Genomic DNA, 26,293 nt, shown 5'->3' on the forward strand with positions numbered 1-26,293 from the left:
GAGCCGCGACCTTATTGCCCTCGTCGGGTCGCGGGACGATCCGTGCTGCCACGTAGCCGTTACGGCGCGACGACGGCGCCGCGGCGCCGCCGTCCTGGTGGCGAGCCGTTCAGGCGCCGGTGCGGAAGCGCGCGGCCAGCGCCTCGGAGGTCCGCGCGAGCAATCCCATGTCGGAGCCGACGGCGGTGAACAGCGTGCCGGCGGCGATATAGCGGTGCGCCAGCTCCTCGTTGGCGGTGAGGATGCCCGCCGGCTTGCCGGTCGCCGTGATGCGGGCGACGACGCCCTCGATCGTGCCCACCACGTCGGGATGGTTCTGCTGGCCGAGGAAGCCGAGGCTGGTGGAGAGGTCGCCGGGCCCGACGAAGATGCCGTCGACGCCCTCCACCGCCGCGATGGCCTCGATGTTGTCGAGCGCCTTGCGCGATTCCACCTGCACGATGACGCAGATCTCGCCCGCCGCGCGGTTGTGGTAGTCCGGCACGCGGCCGAAGCGGGCGGCGCGCGGGGCCTGCGAGAAGCCGCGCATGCCATAGGGCGCGTAGCGGGTGGCCGCCACCACGCGGCGGGCCTGCTCGGCGTCGTCGATATTGGGGATCATCAGCGACTGCGCGCCGATGTCGAGCACGCGCTTGATGCCGACGGGATCGTCGCTCGGCACCCGCACCATGGCGCTGGCGGTGCCCTCGCTCATGGCGTGGAGCTGAAACAGGATGTCGCGCAGATCGTTGGCCGAGTGCTCCATGTCGAGCAGCAGCCAGTCGAAGCCGGAGCCGGCGACGACCTCGGTCGAGATCGGGCTGGCGAGGCTGCACCACAGGCCGATCTGCTGGCGCCCCTCGCGGATCGCGGCCTTGAAGCGGTTGGTGAGGACGTCCATCGCGTTTCTCCGTGAATGATTCAGCGCATGAGGCAGGGGCGCTTGTGGTCGAAGGTCCAGCCGGGGATCAGGAACTGCATCGCCTGCGCGTCGTCGCGGGCGCCGAGGCCGTGCGTGTTGTAGAGCGCGTGCGCCTCCTCGACCGCGTCCCAGTCGAGCTCGATGCCGAGGCCGGGGCGCTCGGGCAGCGCGACCTGTCCGCCGATGATGCGCAGCGGCTCGCGGGTGAGGTGCTGGCCGTCCTGCCAGATCCAGTGGGTGTCGATCGCCGTCACCCGGCCCGGCGCGGCGGCGGCGACATGGGTGAACATGGCGAGCGAGACGTCGAAATGATTGTTCGAGTGCGAGCCCCAGATCAGCCCATGGTCGCGGCACAGCTGGGCGACCCGCACCGAGCCGGCCAGGGTCCAGAAATGCGGGTCGGCGAGCGGGATATCGACCGCGCCGAGCTGGATGGCGTGGGTCATCTGGCGCCAGTCGGTGGCGATCATGTTGGTGGCGGTCGGCAGCCCGGTGGCGCGGCGGAACTCGGCCATGATCTCGCGACCGGAGAAGCCTTCTTCCGCACCGCAGGGGTCTTCGGCATAGGCGAGGATGTGGCCCTTGCCGGCGCAGAGCCGGATCGCCTCCGTCAGCGACCAGGCGCCGTTGGGATCGAGCGTCACGCGCGCATCCGGGAAGCGCTGCTTGATGGCGGTGACGGCCTCGATCTCGTCATCGCCCGCCAGCACGCCGCCCTTCAGCTTGAAGTCGTTGAAGCCGTAGGTCTCGTGCGCCGCCTCGGCGAGACGCACCACCGCGTCGGCGGTGAGCGCTTCCTCGTCGCGCAGCCGGAACCAGCCGTCCCCGGCTTCCGGCGCGCGATAGGGCAGGGGCGTGCGGCGGCGGTCGCCGATGTAGAACAGGTAGCCGAGCATCTCGACCGCGTCGCGCTGGCGGCCCTCGCCGATGAGGTCGGCGACGGGCACGCCGAGGAACTGGCCGAGCAGGTCGAGAAAGGCGGATTCCACCGCGGTGACCGCGTGGATGGTGACGCGCAGGTCGAAGGTCTGGAGCCCGCGCCCGCCGGCATCGCGATCGGCGAAGCGCGTGCGCATGGCGTTGAGCGCGGCGTTCCACGCGCCCAGCGGGCGGCCGACGACCAGGTCGCGCGCATCCTCGAGCGTTTGGCGGATCGCTTCGCCGCCGGGCACCTCGCCGAGGCCGGTGGCGCCCGTGCTGTCGGTCAGCACCAAGAGGTTGCGCGTGAAGAACGGCCCGTGCGCGCCGGACAGGTTCAGCAGCATGCTGTCGCGGCCGGCGACCGGGATCACCCGCATGGCGGTGATCACCGGCGTGCGCGAGAGGCCGCGGGGTTCGTCATCGGTCATGTCTGGCGGCACCGGCATTCCCCCGGGGATCGTGGTGATGTCGGCCGGTCCGGCGAGGCGGGTCGCGGTCCGGCGGGCGGCTTTCAGGTGATCGGCGCCGGGTTGAACAGGGTGAGGTCGTTGTAGAGGCCCCAGTGGTCGGACCAGGGCTTCTTCCGGCCGCTCGCCACGTCGAGGATCAGCTCGAACAATTCCTGCCCGACCTCCTCGATGCTGGCCTTGCCGGTGGCGATGCGGCCGGCGTCGAGGTCGATCAGGTCCGGCCAGCGCTCGGCGAGCTCGGTGCGGCTCGACACCTTGAGCACCGGCGCCTGCGCGAGGCCATAGGGCGTGCCGCGCCCGGTCGCGAACACCTGCAGCGTGATGCCGGAGGCGAGCTGGAGCGTGCCGCACACGAAGTCGCTGGCCGGGGTGGCGGCGAAGATCAGGCCGCGCGTCGTCGCCCGATCGCCCGGCGCCAGCACGCCGGAAATGGCGCTCGTGCCGGACTTGGCGACCGAGCCGAGCGCCTTCTCGACGATGTTGTTCAGCCCACCCTTCTTGTTGCCGGGGGTGGGGTTGGCCTTGCGGTCGGCGCCGCCGCGGGCGAGGTAGTCGTCGTACCAGGCCATCTCGTGGATCAGCGCGTCGGCCACCTCGGGCGTTGCCGCGCGCGGGGTGAGCAGGTGGATGGCGTCGCGCACCTCGGTGACTTCGGAGAACATCACCGTCGCGCCGCAGCGCACCAGCAGGTCGGCGGCATGGCCGATCGCCGGGTTGGCGGTGACGCCGGAGAAGGCGTCGCTGCCGCCGCATTGCAGGCCGATCACGAGTTCGGAGGCCGGCACCGTCTCGCGCCGCCGGCGGTCCAGCACGGCGAGGCGCTGCTCGGCCATCGCCATGATCGACTCCAGCATCATGCCGAAGCCGTGGTGGCGCTCGTCCTGAAGCCGGATCACGCCGTCGTTCTGGCCGTCCGGCAGCAGGCGTTCCGAGACCAGCTTCTCGCAGCCGAGCCCGACCACCATGACCTCGCCGCCGAAATTCGGGTTGCGCGCGAGGTTCTGCAGCGTGCGGATCGGGATCGGCGCCTCCGGCGCGTTGATGGCGACGCCGCAGCCATAGGCGTGGGTAAGGCCGACGACGCCGTCGACATTCGGATAGCGCGGCAGCAGGTCGCGGCGGATCTTGTCGATCGCGACGTTCAGCGTGCCGGTGACGCATTGCACGCTGGTGGAGATGGCGAGGATGTTGCGGGTGCCGACCGAGCCGTCCGGGTTGCGGTAGCCCTCGAAAGTGTATCCCGCGAGCGGGGGCAGGGCGGGGGACACGCGGGTGGCGCGTTCGAGCGTGCCGAGGTCGGGCGCCTCGGGGGTATCGACGCGCGATTCCTCGACCCAGCTCCCGGCCGGGATCGCCTCGCGCGCATAGCCGACGATTTCGCCATAGCGCCGGACGGCATCGCCCGTGGCGAGGTCGGCGAGGGCGACCTTGTGTCCCTGGGGGATGAATTCGCGCAGCACGAGGCCGTCCGGGAAACGAGTGCCGGGCGGCAGGCCGAAGGCGTTGACGACGATGGCGACGTTGTCGTCGGCGTGGAGGCGGATGGTGCGCGGCGGGTCGCCCGGCGACCCCGGTGCGGGGGGCGTCACGGGGGCGGCGGCGTCCCGCGCGGGGCTGTCGGCGTCGGCCGGCATCGCGTCGTCCTCCCGCGGCCGCCGTCGTTGCGCCTGCCGGTCACGGTGCCAGCGGGTCTTCGCGGCCGTCGGATGACAGAGCTAGGCCCAATCGGGCCAACGGTCCAACTCAATCGCTGGATGGATCGATGCGTCACGCGCATCGATCGCCGCCCCTGCACGGCTCGCGGCGTATCCGTACGCCTCAGAAATGGTAGGCGACGCTCATGAACACGCCGTGCTGGGTGACGTCGTAGACGAAGCCGCCGTCGGTGTAGTCGGTGTAGATCGCCCGATAGCCGATGGCGCTGGAGACCGACGGCGTCCACATGTAGCCGAGCGCGGCGAAGCCCTGCGCGGTGATCTTGGAGGACACGCCGAAGCCGCCGACATCGGCCAGCGCGTTGAGGAACCACTTGTCGTTGATGCTGTACTGCAGCAGCAGGCCGACGGTGGGATCGATCCAGTCCTTGGTGCCGCCGGTGCTGGCGCCGATCGGCAGTTCGGTGGAGGCGATGCCGAAATCGGCGTCGAGATGCTGGTAGCGGAAGCCGGCGGTCGCGCTGAGGGCGACATTGTCGGGCAGCCCGATCGGCAGGCGGTAGCCGGCGAGGCCCTGCACGAGGATCTGCTGGATGTCGAGGCTGGCGCGCAGCCCGCCCCGGGGGCCGAGCAGCATGTCGGCGCCGAGATCGGCGAAGATGAGGTCGCCCAGGAAGGTCCAGTCGCCCTTCTTGGCGAGGAAGGAGCCCATCAGCGCGCCATTGAGATTCTTGAGCGTGTCCGCGGGCGTGATGTCGACGTTGGCGGGCGGGAGGTCGCGCACGCCGACCTTGCCGTTCATGCCTGTCGCCCAGACATAGAACGTCGCCTGGTACTGCCAGTCCTCCTCGGCGGGCAGTACGGGGGCCTTCACGCTCATCGCCGGCGGGGCGGCGCCGAGATCGGCCGCGGCGGCCGGCAGGGCGGCCAGCGCGAGCAGCGCGGCGGCGATTGCGGTGCGCACGGCGCTCGTGCCGCTGGCGTGTGTCATGGTCGTGACGGGCCTCGTCTTCATGCTGCTTCCCCGTTCGGCCCGCCCCTTCGCAGGGTATCTCGCGAGCCGCTGCTTTTCGTTCCGCGCCCGTCCGGGCCGTATGCCGGTGGCGCGCTGCCCCGTGCCACCGGTCTGTTCTAGGGGGCGGGTCGACGGCGCGGCAATCGCCGCCATCGCTTGATCCGCCCGCGGGCGACGGATTCTCCCCGCCTGTGGCTTTGCGGTATCCGAGGGTTACGCTGCGCCACCTGGCGCCTTTCCGGACGCGTCACCCCCTGGCCGGAACCCGTCGGGAGCCGGCCGGGAGACCGTCTGCTGCCGATCAGTAGCAGGGCGGATAGGCCGGCGGGGGAGCGGGAGTATCATGGGGATGCTCATCGCGGGCATGCGAGACGGCGGGCGGCCGGCCGCGGATGGGTGGGAGTGGGCCTCGGGGGCTACTTGGGGATCGGAAATAGTCGTAGGTTCTATATTGCTATACAGGGCGAACCGCGGGGCCTTTTCCTTGACCGCGGTGCGCCGGATCCATCTGTTGTTCTTCGGTGCCTCTGCGTTATCCTGATCCTGTCACGATCCAGCCGGGTATTCGCGCGCCGCAGCCGGAATGGCGTGCGGGAATCCGGCGGCGTTATTTCAAATTTGCGCCTGTTCGTGCCGCCCGGCTTGACATTTGCGACCGACAACTTGACTTTTGTTTCCAGTCTCCGTGGCGCGCCGTCCCGGCTTTCGTCGGTGTGAGGAAGGCATATGTCGGTTGCATCGATCGCCGACGACACGCCGCTGGCGCGTCCGGTCGAGGTGTATCGGGCGGGGCTCGGGCGCCGGGTTCCTTTCGGCTGCATCCGCATCGGGCCGGCCATCACCATCCCCGACGTTCTGCGCGGCCTCGGCGTCGAGCCGCTGCGCCTGTTCGATGCGGCCGGCGTACCGGCGGAGCTGTTCGATCATCCCGACAACACCGTGGCGATGGAGCGCCTCGGCCGGCTGGTCGATCTCATCGAGGAAACCACCCGCCGCAACGATTTCGGCCTTCTGGTCGCCGACGGCTGCACCGCGTCGTCGCTCGGCCTCGTCGGCTTCCTGCTGAAGCAGGCGCCGGACGTGCGCACGGCACTGAACGACATCACCCGCTATCTGCACCACACGGATCACGCCGCGGTGCCGTCGTTCGAGGTGCGGGACAAGGTGGCGACGGTGGGTTACACGATCATCGCGCCGAACGTCGCCGCGACCGACATCATCTATGACGGCGCCATCGCCATCTACCGCAACGTGCTCGCCGGGCTGTGCGGGCCGCACTGGGCCCCGGCCCAGGTCACCATCTCGCGCCGCCAGCCCGCCTCGCCGCTGCGCTACGAGCGCCAGTTCGGCGGGCCGGTGACGTTCGACGCCGAGGCCACCACGATCAGCTTCGACGCGCACTGGCTCGACACGCCGCTGCCGCATGCCGACGGCGCGCTGCGGCGCATGCTGCAGGAGCAGATCGACCTCATCGAGGAGGAGGAGGCGGGTCATTTCGGCGAGCAGGTGCGACGCCTGCTGCGCACCGCGCTGCTGACGCGCACCGGCTCGGTGGAGGACGTCGCGGACCTGCTCGGCGTCACCCGGCGCACCCTCACCCGCCGGCTGGAGGCGGAAGGCACCAGCTTCCGCCAGCTGTCGGACGAGATCCAGTTCGAGATCGCCCGCCAGCTGCTCGAGAACACCACGATGAGCATGACGGAGATCGCGCTGGCGCTGAAATACTCGGAAACCAGCGCCTTCAGCCGCGCGTTCCGCCACTGGGCCGGCATCGCCCCCCGCGACTGGCGGGCGCGTCATCTCGATCGTCTGCGCCGCTAGGCGCCCGGCCGACCCGGTCCCGTCCGGCTTGACAAGCGCACCGCATCGGGCCGACGAGGCAGGCGCACAACCGGAGAGGTGAAGCCCGACATGAATCTGTCCCTGCCGCCGACCGCCGTGACCGATCCCGAACAGGCGGTGGAGCGGCTCGAGGAGCTCTATGAGGCCGCGGTGACGGCCGAGCGCGCGGCGCTGGACCGGTTCTTTGCCGAGCGCACGCCGCCCAGCCATGACGAACGTGCCCGCTTCCGCTATCCGGAGCTGCGCCTGCACTGGCACCCGACCGGCCCGCTGCCGAAGATGCGCCGGGCCTGGGCGAAGCTGCAGGTGCCCGGCGCCTATGCCACCACCGTCACCCATCCGCGCGCCTTCCGCGCCTATCTGCTCGCGCAGCTGCGCCCGCTGGTCGCCGATTTCGGGGTGGCGCTGGAGGTGCGCCAGAGCGGGCAGGAGATTCCCTATCCCTACGTGCTGGACGGCGGCGACGAGCTGGCGCGCGGCGGGGCGACGGCCGAGGAACTCGCGCGCTATTTCCCCATCCCGACGCTGTCGGCGGTGGGCGACGAGATCGCCGACGGGCTGTGGAACTACCATTCCGGCGAGCCGCGCCCGCTGGCGCTGTTCGACGGGGCGCGGGTCGATTATTCGCTGCGCCGGCTGGTGCACTACACCGGCTCGGACTGGCGGCACGTGCGCCCGTGGATCCTGCTCACCAACTACCAGCGCTATGTCGACCAGTTCGTCGGCTGGGCGCTCGGGCAGCTGGCGGAGGAGGGCGGCGCCTATACCCGCCTGGTGCTGCCGGGCGGGGTGGCCGTCGAGCGCGGCGACAGTCCCGAACAGGCGGCCGCGGCGGTTTCCGCCGCCCCCTGGCAGCGCTTCCAGATGCCGGCCTACCATCTCCAGCGCGGCGACGGGGCGGAGGGCATCAGCATCCTCAACATCGGCGTCGGGCCGGCCAATGCCAAGAACATCACCGACCATCTGGCGGTGCTGCGCCCGCATTGCTGGCTGATGATCGGCCATTGCGGCGGGCTGCGGCAGAGCCAGCAGATCGGCGACTACGTGCTGGCGCACGGCTATCTGCGCCGCGACCGCATCCTCGACGACATCCTGCCGCCGGAGATCCCGGTGCCGGCGCTGGCCGAGGTGCAGGTCGCGCTGCAGGAAGCGGCGGCGCGCATCACCGGCGAGCGCGGCGAGGCGCTGAAGCAGCGCCTGCGCACCGGCACCGTCGTCACCTATGACGACCGCAACTGGGAGCTGCGCTGGTCGCAGGAGCAGCGGCGCATCAACCTGTCCCGCGCCATCGCGGTGGACATGGAGAGCGGCACGCTGGCGGCGCAGGGCTATCGCCACCGCATTCCCTACGGCACGCTGCTGTGCGTCTCCGACAAGCCGCTGCACGGGGAGATCAAGCTGCCGGGCGCGGCGAGCGCTTTCTACCAGCGCGCGGTGAGCGAGCATCTCGCCATCGGCCTCGAGACCTTCGCGCTGCTGGAGCGCCAGCTCGACTCGCTGCACTCGCGCAAGCTGCGCGCCTTCGACGAGCCGCCGTTCCGCTGAGGGCTCAGTCCCTGCCGTCGGGGTCGACGGCGGCCGCCCGGTCGATCACCGCGCGCGGCACGTCACCGTCGGGCACGTCGGGGGCCGATTCCACCCGGTCGCGGTAGAGCGCGGCGCGGGCCAGCAGCATCAGCGTCACCGGGGTGGTCACGGTGAGGAAGACCGCGATCAGCGCCTCGTGCAGCACGGGCCGGCCCTGCACCACGCTGTTGGCGAGCATGGAGGCGAGCAGGACGCCGCCGGTGCCGAGCGTGGCGCCGAGCGTCGGCGCGTGGACGCGGGCGTAGAAGGTCGGCAGCCGCAGCAGCCCGAGCGAGCCGACCAGCGTGATCGCGGCGCCGGCCAGCACCAGCGCGGAGACGGCGAGGGCAGCCCAGAGCGGGAGATCGGGCGCGCTCATTCGATCACCTCGCCGCGCATCAGGAACTTGGCCGAGGCGACGGTGCCGACGAAGCCCAGCACGCCGATCAGCAGCGCCGCCTCGAAATAGAGCGTGACGCCCGTGCGCATGCCGAAGGTGAGCATCACCAGCATGGCGTTCACATAGAAGGTGTCGAGGCCGAGGATGCGGTCCTGCGCGCGCGGTCCGCGCAGCACGCGATAGGCGGCGCAGGCCATCGCCACGGCCAGCATGATCTGGGCGAGGGTGATCGACCAGGCGAGGATGGTGACGGCGAGGGATCCGCTCATTCGAATATCTCCCGCAGCAGTCCTTCGTAGCGCCCCTTGATCAGATCGATCCACTCGTCCTCCTCCTCGAGGTCGAGCACATGCAGCAGGAGCGTGCCGGAGACCGGATCGAAGTTCATCCAGAGCGTGCCGGGCGTCGCGGTCAGCACGATGGTGAGGGTGGCGAGGCCGTAGCGGTCGCGCAGCTCGAGAGGGAAGGTGATGAAGCCCGGGCGCCGGCCGGGCCGCTGGCCGAACAGGATGATGGTGCCGACCGCGATGTTGGAGCGGACGATATCGACCAGCACCCGGCCGGCGAGGGTGGCGATGGCGGCGGGCCGGCGCAGGCGGACGGGGGCCGGCTTCAGCGCCGCCATCGCCCAGGAGGCGCCGAAGGCGACGAGGGTGCCGAGCACGATCTGCCCCGCGGAGAGGCTCTGGTTCAGCAGCAGCCACATCGCCAGCAAAGCGAGGAACAGCTTGGGGAAGGGCAGCACCCGGCGGAGCCCGGCGATCATGGCACGTCTCCCGGGCTCGGCTGCGGCGGCCAGAAGGTGAGCACGTCGCGGGCATATTCGCCCGGCCAGAACAGCACCTGCGCGGTCGCTTCCATGTAGCGCATCGCCGGGCCGCCGAAGGCGGTCAGCGCGAGGCACAGCATCAGCAGGCAGACCACCGGCGCGCCCTCGATCACCCGCACGCGCGGGATCGGGTTCTCGCTCGGCGTCCACAGCGTGCGGATGCCGGTGCGGGTCATGGCGATGAGCGCCGACAGCCCCGAGATCATCAGCAGCGCGACCAGCGCCCAGTGATCGGCCGAGATCGGCCCCGCCTCGTTGACCAGCGCGGAGAGCATCGCGAACTTGGCGATGAAGCCGGCGAGCGGGGGCAGACCCGCCAGCAGCAGGGTGCAGCCGACGAAGGCGCCGCCCAGCACCGCGGTGGTGGCGGGGATGGCGACGCCGCTCTCGCCCTGCTCGTCCGGCTCCTCCTCCTCAATGTCGCCGAAGATCTCCATCGACACGGCGAGCACGTCGGCACCGGCCTCGCGGCCGCGCTCGATCAGCTCGATCAGCAGGAAGAAGGCGGCGATGGTGAGCGTGGAACTCACCAGATAGAACAGCCCGCCGGAGATCACCGCGCTGTTGTCGGTACCGATCGCCGCCAGCAGGGTGCCGGAGGAGACCAGCACGCTGTAGCCCGCGAGGCGCGGCATGGACTGCGAGGCGAGCACGCCGATGGCCCCGAAGGCGAGCGTCGCCATGCCGCCGAAATAGAGCCAGCCGCTGCCGAAGCCGGCCGAAGCGCCGGCATCCTCGCCGAACACCAGCAGCGACAGGCGCAGCACGACATAGATGCCGACCTTGCTCATGATCGCGAACATGGCGGCGATCGGGGCGCCGGCGGCGGCATAGGTGGTCGGCAGCCAGAAGCTCAGCGGCCACATGCCCGCCTTGGTCAGGAAGGCGACGCCGAGGATCGCCGCGCCCGCCTCCATCAGCGTGCGCTCGTGCGGGGCGAGGCCCGGCACCTTGGCGGCGAGGTCGGCCATGTTGAGCGTGCCGGTGACGCCGTAGATCAGGCTGACGCCGATGAGGAAGAGCGCCGAGGCGACGAGATTGATCGGGATGTAGTGCAGCCCCGCCTTCACCCGCGCGCTGCCCGAGCCGTGCAGGGCGAGGCCGTAGGAGGCGGCCAGCAGCAGCTCGAAGAAGACGAAGAGGTTGAACAGGTCCCCGGTCAGGAAGGCGCCGTTCAGCCCCGCCAGCAGCAGCAGGAACAGGGTGTGGAAGCGCGGCCCCGCCTTGGCCCAGCGCGCCAGCGAATAGACGAGGCAGGCACAGCCGAGCAGGGCGGTGAGCGTCAGCATCAGCGCCGAGAGCCGGTCGGCGACCAGCACGATGCCGAACGGCGCCGGCCAGTTGCCGAGCGCGTAGACGATGGGCGTGTCCGAGCCGCCGAAGCCGGACACGTGCACCCGCATCATCAGCACGATCGCGATCAGCAGCAGCGCGACGATGGTGACCAGGCTGACGCCCGCCTTCAGCCGGGTGCGCCGCTCGTCGAACAGCAGCATCAGCGCGCCCGCCGCCAGCGGCAGCAGGATCGGCAGGACGGCGAGGTGGTCGAGCACGCTGCGCATCATCCGTCCTCGCGCCCGTCGACATGGTCGGTGCCGGTCAGGCCGCGTGCGGCGAGCATCACGACGAGGAACAGCGCCGTCATGGCGAAGCCGATGACGATGGCGGTCAGCACCAGCGCCTGCGGCACCGGATCGGCGAAGGCGGCCGGATCGGCGACCGCGTTCTTGTCGAGCACCGGGGCGGCGGCGACCCGCAGCCGGCCCATGCCGAAGATGAAGAGGTTCACGGCATAGGAGAGCAGCGAGAGACCGATGATGACCTGATAGGTGCGCGGGCGCAGCACCAGCCACACGCCGCAGCCGGCGAAAACCCCGATCCCGATGGCGAGCACGAGTTCCATCAGCCGCCTCCCCCGCCGCGGGAGGGGCGCGCCCCGCGCAGCGACTGGTGCGCCAGCGCGATGAGGATCAGCACGGTGGCGCCGACCACCAGCAGGAACACGCCGAGGTCGAACATCAGCGCGCTCGCCGCCGGCACCTTGCCGACCAGCGGCAGGTCGAGATAGCGCGCGTGCGAGGTCAGGAACGGGTAGCCGAACAGCCAGGAGCCGAGGCCGGTGGCGACGGCGGTGAGCAGGCCGAGCCCCATCCAGCGCAGCGGCAGCACGCGCAGATGTTCCTCCACCCAGCGCGTGCCGCTGGCCATGTACTGGAGGACGAAGCCGATGGACAGCGTGATGCCGGCGACGAAGCCGCCGCCCGGCAGGTCGTGCCCGCGCATAAAGAGGTACACCGCCAGCACGATCACCACCGGGAACATCCACTGCATGATGAGGCGCGGGATCAGCAGGTAGTCAGTGACGGTGTCGCCCACCTTGCGGTCGGGCGCGGCGTCGTCATAGGCGTCCTGCATGCGCTGCTGCTCGGGCGTCCCCGCATTGTCGCTCGCCGGCCGGAAGCGGCGCAGCAGGGCGAAGACGGTGAGCGCGGCAAGGCACAGTACCGCGATCTCGCCCATCGTGTCGAAGCCGCGGAAGTCGACGAGGATGACGTTGACGATGTTGGTGCCGCCGCCCTGCGTGTAGGCACGCTCCACGAAGAAGCGCGAGACGCTCTCGGGGAGCGGGCGCGTCATCACCGCATAGGCGAGCAGCGACAGCCCCACCCCCACGGCGACGGCGAGCGAGAGGTCGCGGTAGCGGCGGAACAGCACGCTCGGCGTCGGGCCCGACGGGCGGGCGTCCTCGAGGCGCTTGGGCAGCCAGCGCAGGCCGAGCAGGATGAGCACGGTGGTGACGATCTCGACGAGGAGCTGCGTCGCGGCCAGGTCCGGCGCCGAGAGCCAGACGAAGCTGAGGCAGGAGACCAGCCCCGCCACGCCCATCAGCACAAGCGCGGCGAGGCGGTGGTACTTGGCCTGGTGCGCGGCACCGAGGGCGCAGCCGATGCCGATCGCCCAGATCAGCAGGAAGGCGGGGTCGATCGGGGTGAGCGGGCGCGGGCCGTTGCCGGCGATGCCGTTCACGCCGAACGGCGCCACCGCGGCGATGATCGCCACGCCCACCAGCAGACGCAGCTGCGGCTGCAGGTGGCGGGTGCCGAGCAGCCGCTCGAGCGCGCGCGCCCATTGCCAGGATACGGTGACGATGACGTTCTCGAAGATGCGCTGGCCCTTGAGGTCGCGCAGGAAGGGCGGCCCGTCCGGTCCGGTGGCGAGGTAGCCGCGCAGCGCGCCATAGAGCAGCGTGCCGGCGGAGAGCGCGATCAGGCTCATCAGCAGCGGCCAGTTGAAGCCGTGCCACACCGCGAGGCTGTAATAGGGCATGGTCGGCCCCATCACCGAGCGGGTGACGGTCTCCAGCAGCGGGCCGACCGTGCGGCCGGGGAAGATGCCGATGACGAGGCAGGTCAGCACCAGCAGTTCGATCGGGAAGCGCATCCAGTGCGCCGGCTCGTGCGGCTGGCGCGGCAGGTCCACCGGCGGCGGGCCGAAGAACACGCCGTGGATGAAGCGCAGCGAATAGGCGACCGAGAAGGCGCCCGCCAGCGTCGCCCAGTAGGGCAGGCTGTCGTCGAGCAGGGAGCCGGTGTGGTCGGCTACCGCCTCGGCGAAGAACATCTCCTTGGAGAGGAAGCCGTTCAGCAGCGGCACGCCGGCCATGGAGGCGGCGGCGACCATGGCCAGCGTGCCGGTGTAGGGCATGTAGCGGAACAGCCCGGACAGCCGGCGGATGTCGCGCGTGCCGGTCTCGTGGTCGATGATCCCCGCGGCCATGAACAGCGACGCCTTGAAGATGGCGTGGTTCATCGTGTGGAAGATCGCCGCCACCGCCGCCAGCGGGCTGCCGAGGCCGAGCAGCAGCGTGATCAGGCCGAGATGGCTGATGGTCGAATAGGCGAGAAGGCCCTTCATGTCCTGCTGGAAGATGGCGACATAGGCGCCGATCACCAGCGTCGCGAGCCCCGCCGGCACGACGATGTAGAACCAGGTGTCGGTGCCCGCCATCACCGGCCAGAGCCGGGTCAGCAGGAAGATGCCGGCCTTCACCATGGTCGCCGAGTGCAGATAGGCGGAGACCGGCGTCGGCGCCGCCATCGCGTGCGGCAGCCAGAAATGGAACGGGAACTGCGCGCTCTTGGTGAAGGCGCCGAGCAGGATCAGCACCAGCGCCGGCGTGTAGAGCGGGCTGTTGCGGATGAGCTCGCCCGACCGCAGCACCTCGTCGAGGTCGTAGCTGCCGACGATGCGCCCCACCAGCATGACCCCGACGAACAGGCACAGCCCGCCCGCCCCGGTGATGGTGAGCGCCATGCGCGCGCCGTCGCGGGCGGCCGCGGTCTGGTGGCGATAGCCGATCAGCAGGAAGGAGAAGAGGCTGGTAAGTTCCCAGAAGAAGACGATCTGGATCAGGTTGCCCGACAGCACCACGCCGAGCATCGCGCCCATGAAGGCGAGGAACAGCGAGAAGAAGCGCGGCAGCGGATCCTCGGCCGACAGGTAGTAGCGCGCATAGAGCACCACCAGCGCGCCGATGCCGAACACCAGCACGGCGAACATCCAGGCGAGGCCGTCGAGCCGGAGGGTGAAGTCGAGGCCGAGCGAGGGCAGCCAGTCGAGCTGGGCGCGTACCGCGCCACCCTCGTGGGTCAGCGGGTAGAGGTAGGCGGTGCCCGCTGTTCCCGCGACGGCGATCATCCCCGCCAGCAGCGCGAGACCGTTCCGCCCCAGGCGGGGCAGGAAGACGGCGAGGAGGCTGCCAGCGAAGGGCAGCGCCAGCAGGGTGAGGAGCAGCACGCCTTGCGGGGTCACGAAATGCGGGGCTCCTCCCGGCTCAAACGGACTGATGAGATGATTTGCGAAATCTCCGCCATTATGGTTGACTCTATGCGGCTCAATCAAGGCATCCGCCATGAATTTGTCGCCCGAACAATGCCGCGCCGCACGCGGACTGCTGGACTGGACGCAGGACCGGCTGGCCAGCGGCGCCGGGGTCTCGCGCAGCACCGTGCGCGACTTCGAAAGCTGCCGCCACGTGCTGCACCGGGCTACCGAAGCGCAGCTCGTGCGCGCGCTGGAGGATGCGGGCGTCGTGCTGCTGCCGGCGGACGGCAGCGGCCCGGGCGTCAGGCTGCGCGAGACGCCGCGCCGCGATCCCGACTCTTCACCATGCGACGCGGATTGATCCGCAGGACCGCCGCACCATCTTGCCTCGCGGCGGGATCGGGTGCCACATCAGCCGTTCCCACGTTCCACGCGCCGAGGTGAGACGATGCCCGCAAAGCCACGCCTGAAGACGCACCGTGGCCTGCGCCGGCCGCATTTCGAGCGGATCGCGCTGGTGCTGCAGGGCGGCGGGGCGCTCGGTTCCTATCAGGGCGGGGTCTACCAGGCGCTGGCGGAGGCGGGCATCGAGCCCGACTGGATCACCGGCATCTCCATCGGCGCGATCAACTCGGCGATCATCGCCGGCAACCCGCCCGGCAAGCGGGTCGAGAAGCTGCGCGAATTCTGGGAGACGGTCAGCCAGGCGCCGGCGATCTTCCCGAACCTGCCGTGGCTGCGCCTCGACGACGACTTCACCCACAAGCTCATGAACCAGTGGCGCGCGGCCGGCATCCTGCTGCGCGGCGCGCCCGGCTTCTTCACGCCGCGCCTGCCGCCGCCCTATCTGGTGCCGGCGGGCAATCCCGAGCAGGTCAGCTTCTACGACGTCGCCCCGCTGCGCGACACGCTGCTGCGCCTCGTCGACTTCAACCTGATCAATGCGGGCGAGATGCGCTTCGCCGTCGGCGCGGTGAACGTGCGCACCGGCAACTTCACCTATTTCGACAACGCCACCTACGAGATCGGCCCGGAGCACATCATGGCGAGCGGCTCGCTGCCGCCCGGCTTCCCGCCGACCCGGATCGACGGTGAGTATTACTGGGACGGCGGCCTCGTCTCCAACACGCCGCTGCAATACATGCTGGATTCCCGGCCGCGGCTCGACACCATCGCCTTCCAGGTCGATCTGTGGGCCTCGCAGGGCGAGGTGCCGCGCGACCTCGCCGGCGCCGACGTGCGGCAGAAGGAGATCCGCTTCTCCAGCCGCACCCGCGCCGGCACCGACCGCTTCCGGCAGGCGCAGCGCCTGCGCCGGCACGCGCACCGGCTGCTGGAGCAGCTTCCCCCGGCGCTGAAGCAGACGCCGGAGGCGCAGGCCCTCGCCGCCGAGGCCGACGAGAAGAACTACAACATCGTCGAGATCATCTACCACGCGCAGAGCTACGAAGGCTCGGCGAAGGACTACGAATTCTCGCGCCGGACCATGGAGGAGCACTGGTCGGCCGGCTATCACGACGCGGTGCGCACGCTGCGCCACGAGGACATCTTCCGCCCGCCGGAAGACGACAGCGGCGTGCGCACCTTCGACGTCGGCTTCGACGGCGGCGACTGACCTCTTCGCGCGCGGCCGGTCCGGGTCGCGCGGGCGGAACTGCCGGCTGCCGCCGACGCCGCGCGGTGCGCGGTGTCCGATCGCGACGAGCCGGCGCCTGCCGCGCCGCGCGCGGGCAAATCCCGACGACACCGCGCGCGACGGCACCGCGCTGTCGCGGTCGACCGGGCGGCACCCCGGTGCCGATGGCGCGGAGGTCGGATCGGCACCTTGATTATTGCGTTGCACAAAAACCGGGTCGCCTTATCCTGCGAGGCTGTCTTCGATGGTCCGGTGAGTGTTCGCGATGGATGCTGCTGCCCCAGGCGATCCGGCTGTTCGCTCCCGGCGTGACGCGCCGATGCCCGCGCTCGGCGGGGACATGCGGCCGGTGGGGTACATGCCGGGGGTCGACGGGCTGCGCACCCTCGCCGTCGTCTCCGTCATTCTCTTCCATCTCGGCCTGCCGTGGTTGCCGGGTGGTTTCGTCGGCGTCGACGTCTTCTTCGTCATCTCCGGCTTCGTGGTCGCCACCTCGGTGCTGGCGGCGCGGTTCGATCATTTCGGCGCGTTCCTCGCCTTCTTCTATGCGCGCCGGATCGTGCGCATCATGCCGGCGCTGATCCTGTGCGTGCTGGTCACGGCGCTGGCGGCCGCGATGTTCATTCCGCCGGCCTGGCTGAGCACCACCAACGACCGCACCGGGCTGATGGCCTTGCTGGGCGTCAGCAACATGTCGCTCGCCCTCAATACCGATACCTATTTCTCGCCCCGCGCCGAATATAATCCCTATACCCATACCTGGTCGCTCGGCGTCGAAGAGCAGTTCTACTTCATCTTTCCGATCATCTTTTTCTTCTGGGCGTGGCGCCGCAGCACCGAGGGGCGGCGGCGCGGCGTCGTCCTGACCTTCGCGTTTCTCTCGATCGCCTCGCTCGTCGTGGCGGCGATCCTGACCCATTACCGCCAGCAATGGGCCTTCTACCTGATCATCGCGCGCTTCTGGGAACTCGGGCTCGGGATCCTGCTGAGCACGACCCTGCCGATATGGCGCGCGCGCATGGGGCGCCTGTCGTCCGCGTCGGCGCAGGCACTGGGCGGGCTGGCCGTGGTTCTGCTCGCCGCCTCGCTGCTGCTTGCCGACGGTCTCGCCTTTCCGTTTCCCTGGGCCTTGCCGCCCGTGCTGGCAACGGCGCTGCTGATCGTCGTCGTGGTGGGCCGGCCGGAGACGTTGCTCGGGCGGACGATGGCGTCGGCGCCGATGGTCTATGTCGGGCGCCGGTCCTACTCGCTCTATCTCTGGCATTGGCCGGTCTTCGTTCTCATGCGCTGGACGGTCGGGCTGGAGACGCCGCTCCAGCTCGCCAGCGCTCTCGCGCTCACGATCGTCCTCGCGCTGGCGGCCTATCGCTTCGTCGAGGATCCGGTCCGGCATGCCCGGCCCGTTCGCGAGGCGAGCCGGCTGCGGGTGGTAGGGGTGGGGCTTGCCGGCATCCTCTCCGCGGTTCTCATAACCCGCGGGGTGATGCATTACCTCGCCCCGGAAATACTCCTCAGCGTGACCCGGGACGAGGCGACGTGGTTTCCCGACGAGCCGCTGCCGGTGGCCGGAGGGTGCCCCGTCACCCGCTCGGAGGGCGCGTTCGCGGGCGGCAGCATCGTCACCCTCTCGGCGCAGTGCGCCGCGCCGCGGCGAGCGGGGCGTCTCGCGGTGATCGGCGATTCCCACGCCACGGCCTATCTGCCGCTGCTCGGGGCGATGGCCGCCCGGTACGGATACGCGATCGACATCTACACCGACGGTGCCTGTCCTCTGTTCCGGCTGAACCGTCCCAACGGGCAGGTGTCCCCCGCCTGCCGCGCATTCGTGACCGCCGCGATCGACCGCGTGGTCGCCACGGCCGGAAAGGACGGCGCGCTGTTCCTCCCGGCGTTGCGCATGCCCCGCTACAGCGACCAGTGGGGCGGCGCCGACGAGGCGATCGACGGCGTGTCGAGCGATCAGGTCCGCGCCGATGCGCTGGCGGAAGCCTTGCGGCTGCTCCAGCCGGTGGCGAAGGCGCGCGTTCCCATCATCATCGAGTCGCCCCTGCCCCTGTTCCGCGCGCCCCCCTTCCGGTGTTCGGACTGGTTCAACGCGTCCAACCCGGTCTGCGCCGGGGGCGTGACCATCGCGCGGGGCGAGATCGAACAGCGCCGCAAACCCGCGTTGGCGCAGATCGATGCGCTGGAGGCGCGGCTGCCGGGCGTGACGGAGTGGGACCCGTTGCCGGCGGTATGCCCCGGCAGCGAATGCAGCGCGTTTCGCGACGGCAAGCCGCTGTTCTTCGACGGCGACCACTTGAGTGCCTATGGTAACATGGTGCTGCTGCCGCGCTTCGAGGCGAAGCTGGCCGCCGTGCTGTCATCCCCGCGCTGAACGGGCGAGGGTATCGGGGTCGAGCGTGTAGAGGTGCTGGGTGCGGCCGACGCCGCGCAGCGCGTAGCGGCCGACCGAGACGAGGCGGGCGCGCAGTGCCTCGGGCAGCGCGAGGGCGAATTCCGACGACACCACCGTGTCGTGGTCGACCGAGCGGCACATGGAGGCGATCCGGGCGACCTCGTTCACGGCCGGGCCGACCACGGTGAAGTCGAGCCGGTCGTCGCTGCCGATATTGCCGTAGAACACCTCGCCGATGTGCAGGCCGAGATAGATGTCGGTCACCGGCCGGCCTTCGCTGGTTCGCCGCGCGTTCACCTCGGCGAGGCGCGTGCGCAGGCTCGCCTCGGCTGCGAGCGCGGCGGCGCAGGCCTGCGCCGGTTCGCCATCGCGGAACAGCGCCAGCGCGCCGTCGCCGATCAGCTTCAGCACGGTGCCCCCGGCCTCGTGCACCGCGCCGATCACCGCCCCGGCATAGTCGTTGAGCAGCGGGATGATCTCCTCGGGCGCGGCGCTGTCGGAGATGCGGGTATAGCCGCGCAGGTCCGAGAACCAGAGCACGGCGGGAATGCGCTCGGCGACGCCGCGGGCGATGCGCCCGCTCATCACCAGGCGCCCGGCGTCGCGGCCGAGATAGATCTCGGCGACCGTGCCGGCGATGCCGGTCAACGTCTCGCATTTCAGCGCCAGCGCCAGCACCGGCACCAGCCGGCGCAGCGCGGCGATGTCGTCCTCCGTGAACCCCTCCGGCTCGGCCGAGGTCCATTGCGAGTAGAAGCCGTCCATCTCGCCGATCGAGCCTTCCGCCGAGAACTGGCGGATCAGCACGAAATAGTCGGTCTGGCCGGCCTCGCGCAGCTCGGTCAGGATCGAGAAGTCGAGCGGGTCGCCGAAGGCGATGCGGCGGCGCAACTCGGTGCCGCCGGTCTGCAGCAGGTGGTAGAAGGCGGTGCGCCGCCAGGTCTCGGCATGGGCGCCCTCGAAGGAGGAGCCGTATTCGATCACCGCGCGCTCGGCGGTGCCGTCCTGCCGCCAGACGAAGGCGCGGCCCTCATAGACCGGGTGCAGCGTGTCCATGATCAAGAGACCGCGGCTGACCATCAGGCCGGCCTCGCGGCAGAGCCGGCAGAACTGCTCGAGCAGCTTGTCTTCCTTGCCGCCGGCAAGGCCCCGGGCGATGAGCCACTGGGCGATGCGGGCGATGTCGGCGTCCTGCATCCGGCGGGTCCGTTGCCTATTGGCCGATGGCGTTGAGCGCGTGGCCGAGCGCCTGCCGGCACAGCGCGGTGTTCCCGCGCGCATCGGCGCGGCGGGCCTTGTCGAGGGCGGTGAGCGCCGCGTCGATGCTGCCGCCTTCGCCGAGCTGGACTTCGGCGGCTGCGATGCTGGCCGGCGTCGGCTGGTGGCTGAGTGTCGCGCTGACGCTCTCGGTGGCGGTGGGGCCGCTGGCGGCGATCTGGTCGATATAGGCGTCGACCTTGGCCTGCGCCTTCTCGATGTCGGGGCGGCAGGCGCCGGCCTCGGCGGTGCCGATGGCGGCGAGGACGAGGAGGGCGGCGGCGGGCAGGCGGATGGCGATCACGGCGGGAACCCTCGATGAGCGGGGCCAGTCCAGCACGCCGCGCTTAACATGTCGCGAACGGCGTCGGGATAAATCGGCCGATCGCCCGCGCGAGCCGGCTCAGCCGTTCAGCAGTCGCCGGTAGAGCGTCGAGCGGTTGATGCCGAGCGAGCGGGCGGCGCGGGAGACATTGCCGGCGCAGGCTTCGAGCGCGTGGCGCATGGCCTCGCGGGTGATGGCGTCGAGCTCCTGCCCGCCGTTCGCCGCCACGGCTGTCGCGCGGGGAAGCGCGGCTGGCGCGGGGCCGATCTCGGCCGGCAGCGCCTCCGGCGGCACCGGCTGGAACGGTTCGGCGAGCGCGGCCAGCGCCCTGAGCGTGCCGACCAGCTGGCGGAAATTGCCCGGCCAGTCGCAGGCGGCGAGCCGGGCCTCGGTTGCCGGCGCGAGCGTCAGGCGCGGATCGGCCGCGATCCGCCGCCAGCAGGCGCGCACGGCGTCCATTCGGTCGGGGAAATGCCGGAGCGCGGGGAGTTCGACCGTGTAATGGGCGATGCGGAAATAGAGGTCGGAGCGGAACTGCCCCGCCTCGATCGCCGCGCGCAGGTCGCGATGGGTGGCGCAGACGAGGGCGAAGTCGACCTTCACCGGCCGTCCGCCGCCGAGCGGGACGACCTCGCGCTCCTGCAGCACCCGCAAGAGCCGCGCCTGCAGGGTGAGCGGCATGTCGCCGATCTCGTCGAGGAACAGCACGCCGCCGTCCGCCTCGCGCAGCAGGCCCTTGCGGCCCTGCCGGCGGGCGCCGGTGAAGGCGCCTTCCTCATAGCCGAACAGCTCGGCCTCGATCAGGCTCTCGGGAATGGCCGCGCAGTTCACCGCCACGAAGGGGCGGTCGGCCCGGTCGCTGCGGCGGTGGATCTCGCGGGCCAGCATCTCCTTGCCGGTGCCGGTCTCGCCGCGCACCAGCACGGGCACGTCGGCGCCGACCAGCTTCACCGCGCGGATGAGCGCGGCGTGGCTGGCCTCGTCGAGCAGCGGGCCGGTTTCGGCCGCGGGGGTGGCGCGGGGGGCGGGGATGTGGCGCGCAGCGCCCGGCACGGCCGGAATGTCGAGCCGGCCGGTGAAGGGGCGGCCGCTCCGGTCGCGGAATCCGATCGGGCCCGCGGCCTCGCAGGGCAGGCGCTCGAACAGCGCCGGTGCCCGCTCGCGGCCGATGGCCGACCAGTCGAGCCCGAGGAAACCGAGGCCGTGCCGGTTGGCGGCGACGAGGCGGTCGTCCTCGAACACGAGGATGCCTTCGCGCGCGGTGCCGAGCAGGCCGGGATCGGACTGGAAGCGCAGAACGCGGCGGTTGCGGAAATCATCCTCGAAGAACCGATGCTCGATCTGCTCCACCGCGAGGCGCACGAGGCCGAGTGCGTGCCGATGGTCGACCGCCGCCGGGCCGGAGAGGTCGAGCAGGCCGGCGATCCGCCCATAGGGGTCGAAGATCGGCGCAGCCGAACAGCTGAGGATGCCGTGCGGCTCGAAGAAATGCTCGCCGCCATGCACGGCGATCGGCCGGCCCTCGACCAGCGCCGTGCCGACCGCGTTGGTGCCGGTGGAGCTTTCCGACCACGGCACGCCCGGCAGGAGGGCGACGCGGGCGGCGCGGGCGGCGAAATCGGCGCTGCCGAGCGAATCGAGGATGAGGCCGGTGTCGTCGGTGAGGATGATGACGCAGCCGGTGGAGTCGGCATCGGCATGCAGGCTCTCGATCTCGGGGCGGCAGATTCGGCGCAGCCGCTCATGGCGCTCGCCCGCCTCGCGCAATTCGCGCGCGGTGATCGGCTCCAGCCGGGGGAGGGCGGCATTGTCGAGCCCGCGCTCGGCGCAGCGCTGCCAGGAGCGCAGGATCGGCGCCGGCACGAGGCTCGCCGCCGTCTCCGGGCGGGTGATCAGGCGGCCCTGCTCGAAGAACTGCCGGCGCGCCAGCACCGTCTGCGACGCGACCTCGGTCCCCATGCGCACCTCCCGGGTGTTGCAAAAAGCCACATGTGTTGCTGGTCTTGTTGTTGTATCCGACAGTTTCTAGCAAGTTTTTCGGCCGCGTCCACCGCTGTAGCTTTGCGGATGTCCAAGGTGAGCGGCATATCCGTGTCGTTTCAATATTTTCCCGCGCTGCAATAACGATTTTGTGTGGCGCTGGACGGCGCTGGCACGGGCGCTGCAATTCTGTGGGCTCCACCCTGGGAGGAGACCACAATGAACAAGCCGGAACTTTCCATCACCCGCCAGTCGCCGTTCAAGGCCCGCTACGGCAACTTCATCGGCGGCCAGTTCGTCGAGCCCGTCAACGGACGCTATTTCGACAACACCTCGCCGGTCACCGGCGGCAAGATCTGCGAGGTCGCCCGTTCCGACGCGCAGGACATCGAGAAGGCGCTCGACGCCGCGCACAAGGCCAAGGACGCCTGGGGCAAGACCTCGGCGGCCGAGCGGGCGCTGATCCTCAACCGCATCGCCGACCGCATGGAGGAGAATCTCGACCTCATCGCGCTCGCCGAGACCTGGGACAACGGCAAGCCGATCCGCGAGACGACGGCGGCCGATATCCCGCTCGCCATCGACCATTTCCGCTACTTTGCCGCCTGCGTGCGTTCGCAGGAAGGCGCGCTCTCCGAGATCGACCACGACACCATCGCCTATCACTTCCATGAGCCGCTCGGCGTGGTCGGCCAGATCATCCCGTGGAACTTCCCGATCCTGATGGCGGTGTGGAAGCTCGCCCCGGCGCTGGCCGCCGGCAATTGCGTGGTGCTTAAGCCGGCCGAGCAGACCCCGGCCAGCATCCTGCTCGTGGCCGAGCTGATCGCCGACCTGCTGCCGCCGGGCGTGCTCAACATCGTCAACGGCTTCGGCCTGGAAGCTGGCAAGCCGCTCGCCTCCTCGCCGCGCATCGCCAAGATCGCCTTCACCGGCGAGACCACGACGGGCCGGCTGATCATGCAGTACGCCAGCCAGAACCTGATCCCGGTGACGCTGGAGCTCGGCGGCAAGTCGCCGAACATCTTCTTCAACGATGTCGCGGTCGAGGATGACGACTTCTTCGACAAGGCGATCGAGGGCTTCGTGATGTTCGCTCTCAACCAGGGTGAGGTCTGCACCTGCCCGAGCCGCGCGCTCATCCAGGAGAAGATCTACGACAAGTTCATGGAGAAGGCGCTCAAGCGCGTCGAGGCCATCGTGCAGGGCTCGCCGCTCGATCCGGCGACCATGATCGGCGCGCAGGCCTCCTCCGAGCAGCTGGAGAAGATCCTCTCCTATATCGACATCGGCAAGCAGGAGGGCGCGCAGGTGCTCACCGGCGGCGAGCGCAACAATCTCGGCGGCGACCTCGCCGGCGGCTATTACGTCAAGCCGACCGTGTTCAAGGGTCACAACAAGATGCGCATCTTCCAGGAGGAGATCTTCGGGCCGGTGGTGTCCGTGACCACCTTCAAGGACGAGGACGAGGCGCTCCATATCGCCAACGACACGCTGTACGGCCTCGGCTCGGGCGTGTGGACCCGCGACGGCAACCGCGCCTACCGCTTCGGCCGCGGCATCCAGGCGGGCCGGGTGTGGACCAATTGCTACCACGCCTATCCCGCCCATGCGGCGTTCGGCGGCTACAAGCAGTCCGGCATCGGGCGCGAGACCCACAAGATGATGCTCGACCACTACCAGCAGACCAAGAACCTGCTGGTCAGCTACTCGCCGAAGAAGCTCGGCTTCTTCTGACCGGAACTTCCCTGGCGGGGGCGCTTCGGCGCCCCTTCTTTTTGCGGCGCGCCGGCGGGGTGACGGATGCGCCCGGCCGGGCCATCATCCCCCTCGCGCCGGCCGCGGCGCCTGACGAAAGGGAGGTACCCATGGTCTCGCCCGTTCCGCGCGTGCTCGCCACCGAGGTGGCGCTGGAGCTGATCCGCACGCTCCAGAGCGACTACGGTCCGGTGATGTTCCACCAGTCCGGGGGCTGCTGCGACGGCTCCTCGCCGATGTGCTACCCGGCCGGCGACTTCCTGCTCGGCGACAGCGACGTGCGGATGGGCGTCATCGGTGGCGCCGCCTTCCATATGAGCCAGTCGCAGTTCGCCTACTGGAAGCACACCCAGCTCATCATCGACGTCGTGCCCGGGCGGGGCGGCATGTTCAGCCTGGAGAACGGGCGCGACGTGCGCTTCCTCACCCGGTCGCGGCTGTTTACCGATGCCGAGATCGAGATCCTCGAGCCGGTCCTGGTCGGCGCCGCCTGAGGGCAGGCTCAGTCGCGGGTGAGCTGTTCGAGCTCGGCCGGCTTTTCGAGGCAGTAATAGCCGGCGAGGCGGCTCACCAGCCCCTCGCGGATCCAGCCGTTGAGGATGCGGCTGACATTCTCCCGCGCGATGCCGGCGATCGCCGCGAGATCGGACTGGCTGAGCTTCTGGCGGATCAGCAGGCGCCCGGCGCCGTCCGGCGGCACCGGCTCGCCGAAGGCCTCGCCGAGGGTCAGCAGCGCGCGGGCGATGCGGCCCTGCAGCGGCAGGAAGCTGGAGGCGGCGAGCGATTCGTTGGCGTCGCGCAGCCGCGTCGCCAGCATCGCCGCCACGAGGCGCCACAGGTCCGGCTCGCGCGCCAGCACGGCGTCGAAGGCGTTGCGGCCGATGAAGGCGAGCGTGGAATCGCGCAGCGCCGCGACCGAGGCGGAGCGCGGCCGCCCGTCGAGCAAAGCGAGTTCGCCCACCAGCGCGCCGGGGCCGAGAATGGCGAGAATGCGCTCATTGCCGGCGGCCGAGAGCACCGAGACCTTCAGCAGCCCGCTTTCGATCCGGTAGCAGCCATCGGCGGGGTCGCCCGCCTCGAACAGCGAGCGCCCGGCCTCGAGGCTCACCGGCCGGCTGCCGGCGAAGAGATGCGCCTTGAGCGCCGCGGGCAGCGCCGCGAGCAGCGTCTGCGGCGCCTCGTCCGGGCCGGCCGGCGCTGCCACGGCGGCTTTGGAGCGTGCGGGAGCGGTCATCGCGTCAGGAGAGCGGCTCGGCGGAGGGCGGGCGCAGCCGCTCCTCCGGCAGCGGGATGAATTCGTGATCGTCGCCGGGCGGCAGGGCGATCCGGCCCGCCTTCCAGTCGGCCTTGGCCTGCTCGATGCGCTCCTTGCGGGAGGAGACGAAGTTCCACCAGATGAAGCGCTCACCCAGCGGCTCGCCGCCCAGCAGCATGACGGTCGAGGCCTCGCGTGCCACCATCACCGGGTCGTCGGCCGCGCCGAACACCAGCATCTGGCCGGCGCCGTAATCGCGTCCCCCGACCTCGATGCGGCCCTTGGCGACATAGGCGGCCCGCTCGGCATGGCCGCGCGGGGGGCCGAGCCGGGCGCCGGGCTGGAGCACGGCGTGGAGATAGAACAGCGGCGAATGCGTCTTCACCGCATTGGACAGGCCGTAGGCGCTGCCGGCGATCAGCCGCAGCCAGACGCCGCCCTCGGTGAACACGGGCAATTCTGCCGGCTGGTAATTGTCGAAGCTCGGCGCGCTCTCCTCGTCCGTCTCGGGCAGCGCCACCCAGGTCTGCATCATCTCCAGCGCGCCGCCGGCGAGCGCGGAAGGGTCCTCGAAGCGCTCGGAATGGGAGATGCCGCGGCCGGCGGTCATCCAGTTCACCTCGCCGGGACGGATGACCTGCTCGACGCCGAGGCTGTCGCGGTGGGTGATCTGGCCGTTGAACAGGTAGCTCACCGTCGAGAGGCCGATATGGGGGTGCGGGCGCACATCGGCGCTGCGCAGCTGGTCGGGCGGCAGGTTCACCGGCCCGGCATGGTCCATGAAGATGAACGGCCCGACCATGCGCCGGCGGCGGAACGGCAGGATGCGCCGGACCTCGAAGCCGTTGCCGAGATCGCCCTTGCGGGCATCGATCACCATGTCGAGCATGTGCGCCTCCCGCCGGACGGCCCGGGCCTCACGCGGCCGGCAGGCCCAGGGCCTCGCGGGCGGCGGGGTGCAGCAGGTCGTGCGTCTGCGGGCGCTTCTGCATGTAGCGCACGAACACCTCGCAGCGCGGCACGACGAGGAGGCCGCGGGCGCGCGCATCGGCGAGCCCCGCTTCCACCAGCTTGGTGGCGATGCCGCGCCCGCCGAGTTCCGCCGGCACTTCGGTGTGCGTGAAGATGATGCCGCCGTCGAAGGGCTCGTACTCCGCCAGCGCCAGATGCCCCTCGGCATGGACTTCGAAGCGATGCGCCTCGTCGTTCTTCACGACCACGATCGGATCACCTTCGCTCATCGCTACCGCCTTTCCCGTTC

23 protein-coding genes are annotated in these 26,293 nt (G+C 70.3%); 7 read left to right on the top strand and 16 right to left on the bottom strand.

Annotation, left to right across the window (positions count from 1 at the left end; all coding sequences use genetic code 11):
- Positions 1–109 precede the first annotated feature (109 nt).
- The 4 genes from ACEUEL_RS02775 to ACEUEL_RS02790 all read right to left on the bottom strand — a co-directional run bounded on the left by ACEUEL_RS02775 (position 110) and on the right by ACEUEL_RS02790 (position 4,962).
- Complete coding sequence (locus ACEUEL_RS02775) at positions 110–880, bottom strand: HpcH/HpaI aldolase family protein (RefSeq protein WP_405701924.1); 771 nt, start codon at positions 878–880, stop codon at positions 110–112.
- 20 nt (positions 881–900) lie between these two features.
- Complete coding sequence (gene gudD / locus ACEUEL_RS02780; RefSeq protein WP_405701926.1) at positions 901–2,250, bottom strand: glucarate dehydratase; 1,350 nt, start codon at positions 2,248–2,250, stop codon at positions 901–903.
- A gap of 83 nt (positions 2,251–2,333) precedes the next feature.
- A complete protein-coding gene (gene garD, locus ACEUEL_RS02785) occupies positions 2,334–3,926 on the bottom strand; it encodes a galactarate dehydratase (protein WP_405701928.1) in 1,593 nt (530 codons plus the stop codon).
- A gap of 184 nt (positions 3,927–4,110) precedes the next feature.
- Positions 4,111–4,962: an outer membrane protein gene (locus ACEUEL_RS02790; RefSeq protein ID WP_405701929.1), complete on the bottom strand. Its 852-nt coding sequence runs from the start codon at positions 4,960–4,962 to the stop codon at positions 4,111–4,113.
- Between the two features lie 726 nt (positions 4,963–5,688).
- On the opposite strand from ACEUEL_RS02790, the gene ACEUEL_RS02795 reads away from it, so the two are divergent.
- Complete coding sequence (locus ACEUEL_RS02795) at positions 5,689–6,783, top strand: AraC family transcriptional regulator (RefSeq protein WP_405701931.1); 1,095 nt, start codon at positions 5,689–5,691, stop codon at positions 6,781–6,783.
- Between the two features lie 90 nt (positions 6,784–6,873).
- On the top strand, positions 6,874–8,349 hold the full coding sequence (locus tag ACEUEL_RS02800) for an AMP nucleosidase (protein WP_405701933.1): 1,476 nt from the start codon (positions 6,874–6,876) through the stop codon (positions 8,347–8,349).
- Between the two features lie 4 nt (positions 8,350–8,353).
- Here ACEUEL_RS02800 and mnhG read toward each other — a convergent pair whose 3' ends face one another.
- The 6 genes from mnhG to ACEUEL_RS02830 are packed head-to-tail and all read right to left on the bottom strand — an operon-like array spanning position 8,354 to position 14,411.
- Positions 8,354–8,749 carry a monovalent cation/H(+) antiporter subunit G gene (gene mnhG / locus ACEUEL_RS02805; protein WP_405701935.1) on the bottom strand — a complete coding sequence of 132 codons (396 nt, stop codon included), beginning with the start codon at positions 8,747–8,749 and terminating at the stop codon, positions 8,354–8,356.
- Entirely contained in the window at positions 8,746–9,039 is a 294-nt protein-coding gene (locus ACEUEL_RS02810; protein WP_405701936.1) for a K+/H+ antiporter subunit F, read from the bottom strand. Before ACEUEL_RS02810 ends, mnhG begins: the two co-directional genes overlap by 4 nt.
- On the bottom strand, positions 9,036–9,536 hold the full coding sequence (locus ACEUEL_RS02815; RefSeq protein ID WP_405701938.1) for a Na+/H+ antiporter subunit E: 501 nt from the start codon (positions 9,534–9,536) through the stop codon (positions 9,036–9,038). Before ACEUEL_RS02815 ends, ACEUEL_RS02810 begins: the two co-directional genes overlap by 4 nt.
- Complete coding sequence (locus ACEUEL_RS02820) at positions 9,533–11,161, bottom strand: monovalent cation/H+ antiporter subunit D (protein WP_405706533.1); 1,629 nt, start codon at positions 11,159–11,161, stop codon at positions 9,533–9,535. Before ACEUEL_RS02820 ends, ACEUEL_RS02815 begins: the two co-directional genes overlap by 4 nt.
- Positions 11,161–11,502, bottom strand: a complete 342-nt coding sequence (locus ACEUEL_RS02825) for a Na+/H+ antiporter subunit C (RefSeq protein ID WP_405701941.1) — start codon at positions 11,500–11,502, stop codon at positions 11,161–11,163. Before ACEUEL_RS02825 ends, ACEUEL_RS02820 begins: the two co-directional genes overlap by 1 nt.
- Entirely contained in the window at positions 11,502–14,411 is a 2,910-nt protein-coding gene (locus ACEUEL_RS02830; protein ID WP_405701943.1) for a monovalent cation/H+ antiporter subunit A, read from the bottom strand. The genes ACEUEL_RS02825 and ACEUEL_RS02830 overlap by 1 nt, the downstream gene beginning before the upstream one ends.
- A 100-nt stretch (positions 14,412–14,511) precedes the next feature.
- Between ACEUEL_RS02830 and ACEUEL_RS02835 the strand changes: the two genes are divergently transcribed.
- From ACEUEL_RS02835 to ACEUEL_RS02845, 3 genes are all read left to right on the top strand, one after another.
- Positions 14,512–14,784 (top strand): helix-turn-helix domain-containing protein, encoded by a 273-nt coding sequence (locus ACEUEL_RS02835; protein ID WP_405701945.1) that lies wholly within the window; start codon positions 14,512–14,514, stop codon positions 14,782–14,784.
- A gap of 87 nt (positions 14,785–14,871) precedes the next feature.
- Positions 14,872–16,038, top strand: a complete 1,167-nt coding sequence (locus ACEUEL_RS02840; RefSeq protein WP_405701946.1) for a patatin-like phospholipase family protein — start codon at positions 14,872–14,874, stop codon at positions 16,036–16,038.
- A gap of 340 nt (positions 16,039–16,378) precedes the next feature.
- Positions 16,379–18,436, top strand: a complete 2,058-nt coding sequence (locus ACEUEL_RS02845; protein ID WP_405701949.1) for an acyltransferase family protein — start codon at positions 16,379–16,381, stop codon at positions 18,434–18,436.
- Here the strand turns inward: ACEUEL_RS02845 and ACEUEL_RS02850 are convergent.
- The 3 genes from ACEUEL_RS02850 to ACEUEL_RS02860 all read right to left on the bottom strand — a co-directional run bounded on the left by ACEUEL_RS02850 (position 18,422) and on the right by ACEUEL_RS02860 (position 21,998).
- Positions 18,422–19,654 carry an adenylate/guanylate cyclase domain-containing protein gene (locus ACEUEL_RS02850; RefSeq protein WP_405701950.1) on the bottom strand — a complete coding sequence of 411 codons (1,233 nt, stop codon included), beginning with the start codon at positions 19,652–19,654 and terminating at the stop codon, positions 18,422–18,424. The genes ACEUEL_RS02845 and ACEUEL_RS02850 overlap by 15 nt on opposite strands.
- Before the next feature lie 16 nt (positions 19,655–19,670).
- A complete protein-coding gene (locus ACEUEL_RS02855) occupies positions 19,671–20,018 on the bottom strand; it encodes a hypothetical protein (protein WP_405701951.1) in 348 nt (115 codons plus the stop codon).
- Positions 20,019–20,117: 99 nt separating this feature from the next.
- Positions 20,118–21,998, bottom strand: coding sequence for a sigma-54-dependent Fis family transcriptional regulator (locus ACEUEL_RS02860; protein ID WP_405701953.1), 1,881 nt, complete (start codon positions 21,996–21,998; stop codon positions 20,118–20,120).
- Between the two features lie 240 nt (positions 21,999–22,238).
- On the opposite strand from ACEUEL_RS02860, the gene adh reads away from it, so the two are divergent.
- Both adh and ACEUEL_RS02870 read left to right on the top strand, forming a co-directional pair.
- A complete protein-coding gene (adh, locus tag ACEUEL_RS02865; protein WP_405701954.1) occupies positions 22,239–23,756 on the top strand; it encodes an aldehyde dehydrogenase in 1,518 nt (505 codons plus the stop codon).
- A 131-nt stretch (positions 23,757–23,887) separates the two neighbouring features.
- Positions 23,888–24,271: a DUF779 domain-containing protein gene (locus ACEUEL_RS02870; protein ID WP_405701956.1), complete on the top strand. Its 384-nt coding sequence runs from the start codon at positions 23,888–23,890 to the stop codon at positions 24,269–24,271.
- A gap of 8 nt (positions 24,272–24,279) precedes the next feature.
- Here ACEUEL_RS02870 and ACEUEL_RS02875 read toward each other — a convergent pair whose 3' ends face one another.
- From ACEUEL_RS02875 to ACEUEL_RS02885, 3 genes are read right to left on the bottom strand one after another with little or no spacing between them, the layout of a single operon-like run.
- The gene (locus tag ACEUEL_RS02875; protein ID WP_405701958.1) at positions 24,280–24,981 is read right to left on the bottom strand and encodes a Crp/Fnr family transcriptional regulator; all 702 of its coding nucleotides are present in this window, start codon (positions 24,979–24,981) and stop codon (positions 24,280–24,282) included.
- Positions 24,982–25,015: 34 nt separating this feature from the next.
- A complete protein-coding gene (locus ACEUEL_RS02880; protein WP_405701959.1) occupies positions 25,016–25,921 on the bottom strand; it encodes a pirin family protein in 906 nt (301 codons plus the stop codon).
- 28 nt (positions 25,922–25,949) lie between these two features.
- Positions 25,950–26,273 carry a GNAT family N-acetyltransferase gene (locus tag ACEUEL_RS02885; protein WP_405701961.1) on the bottom strand — a complete coding sequence of 108 codons (324 nt, stop codon included), beginning with the start codon at positions 26,271–26,273 and terminating at the stop codon, positions 25,950–25,952.
- Between the last annotated feature and the right edge of the window lie 20 nt (positions 26,274–26,293).

Source organism: Ancylobacter terrae, assembly GCF_045108345.1.
Lineage (GTDB): Bacteria > Pseudomonadota > Alphaproteobacteria > Rhizobiales > Xanthobacteraceae > Ancylobacter.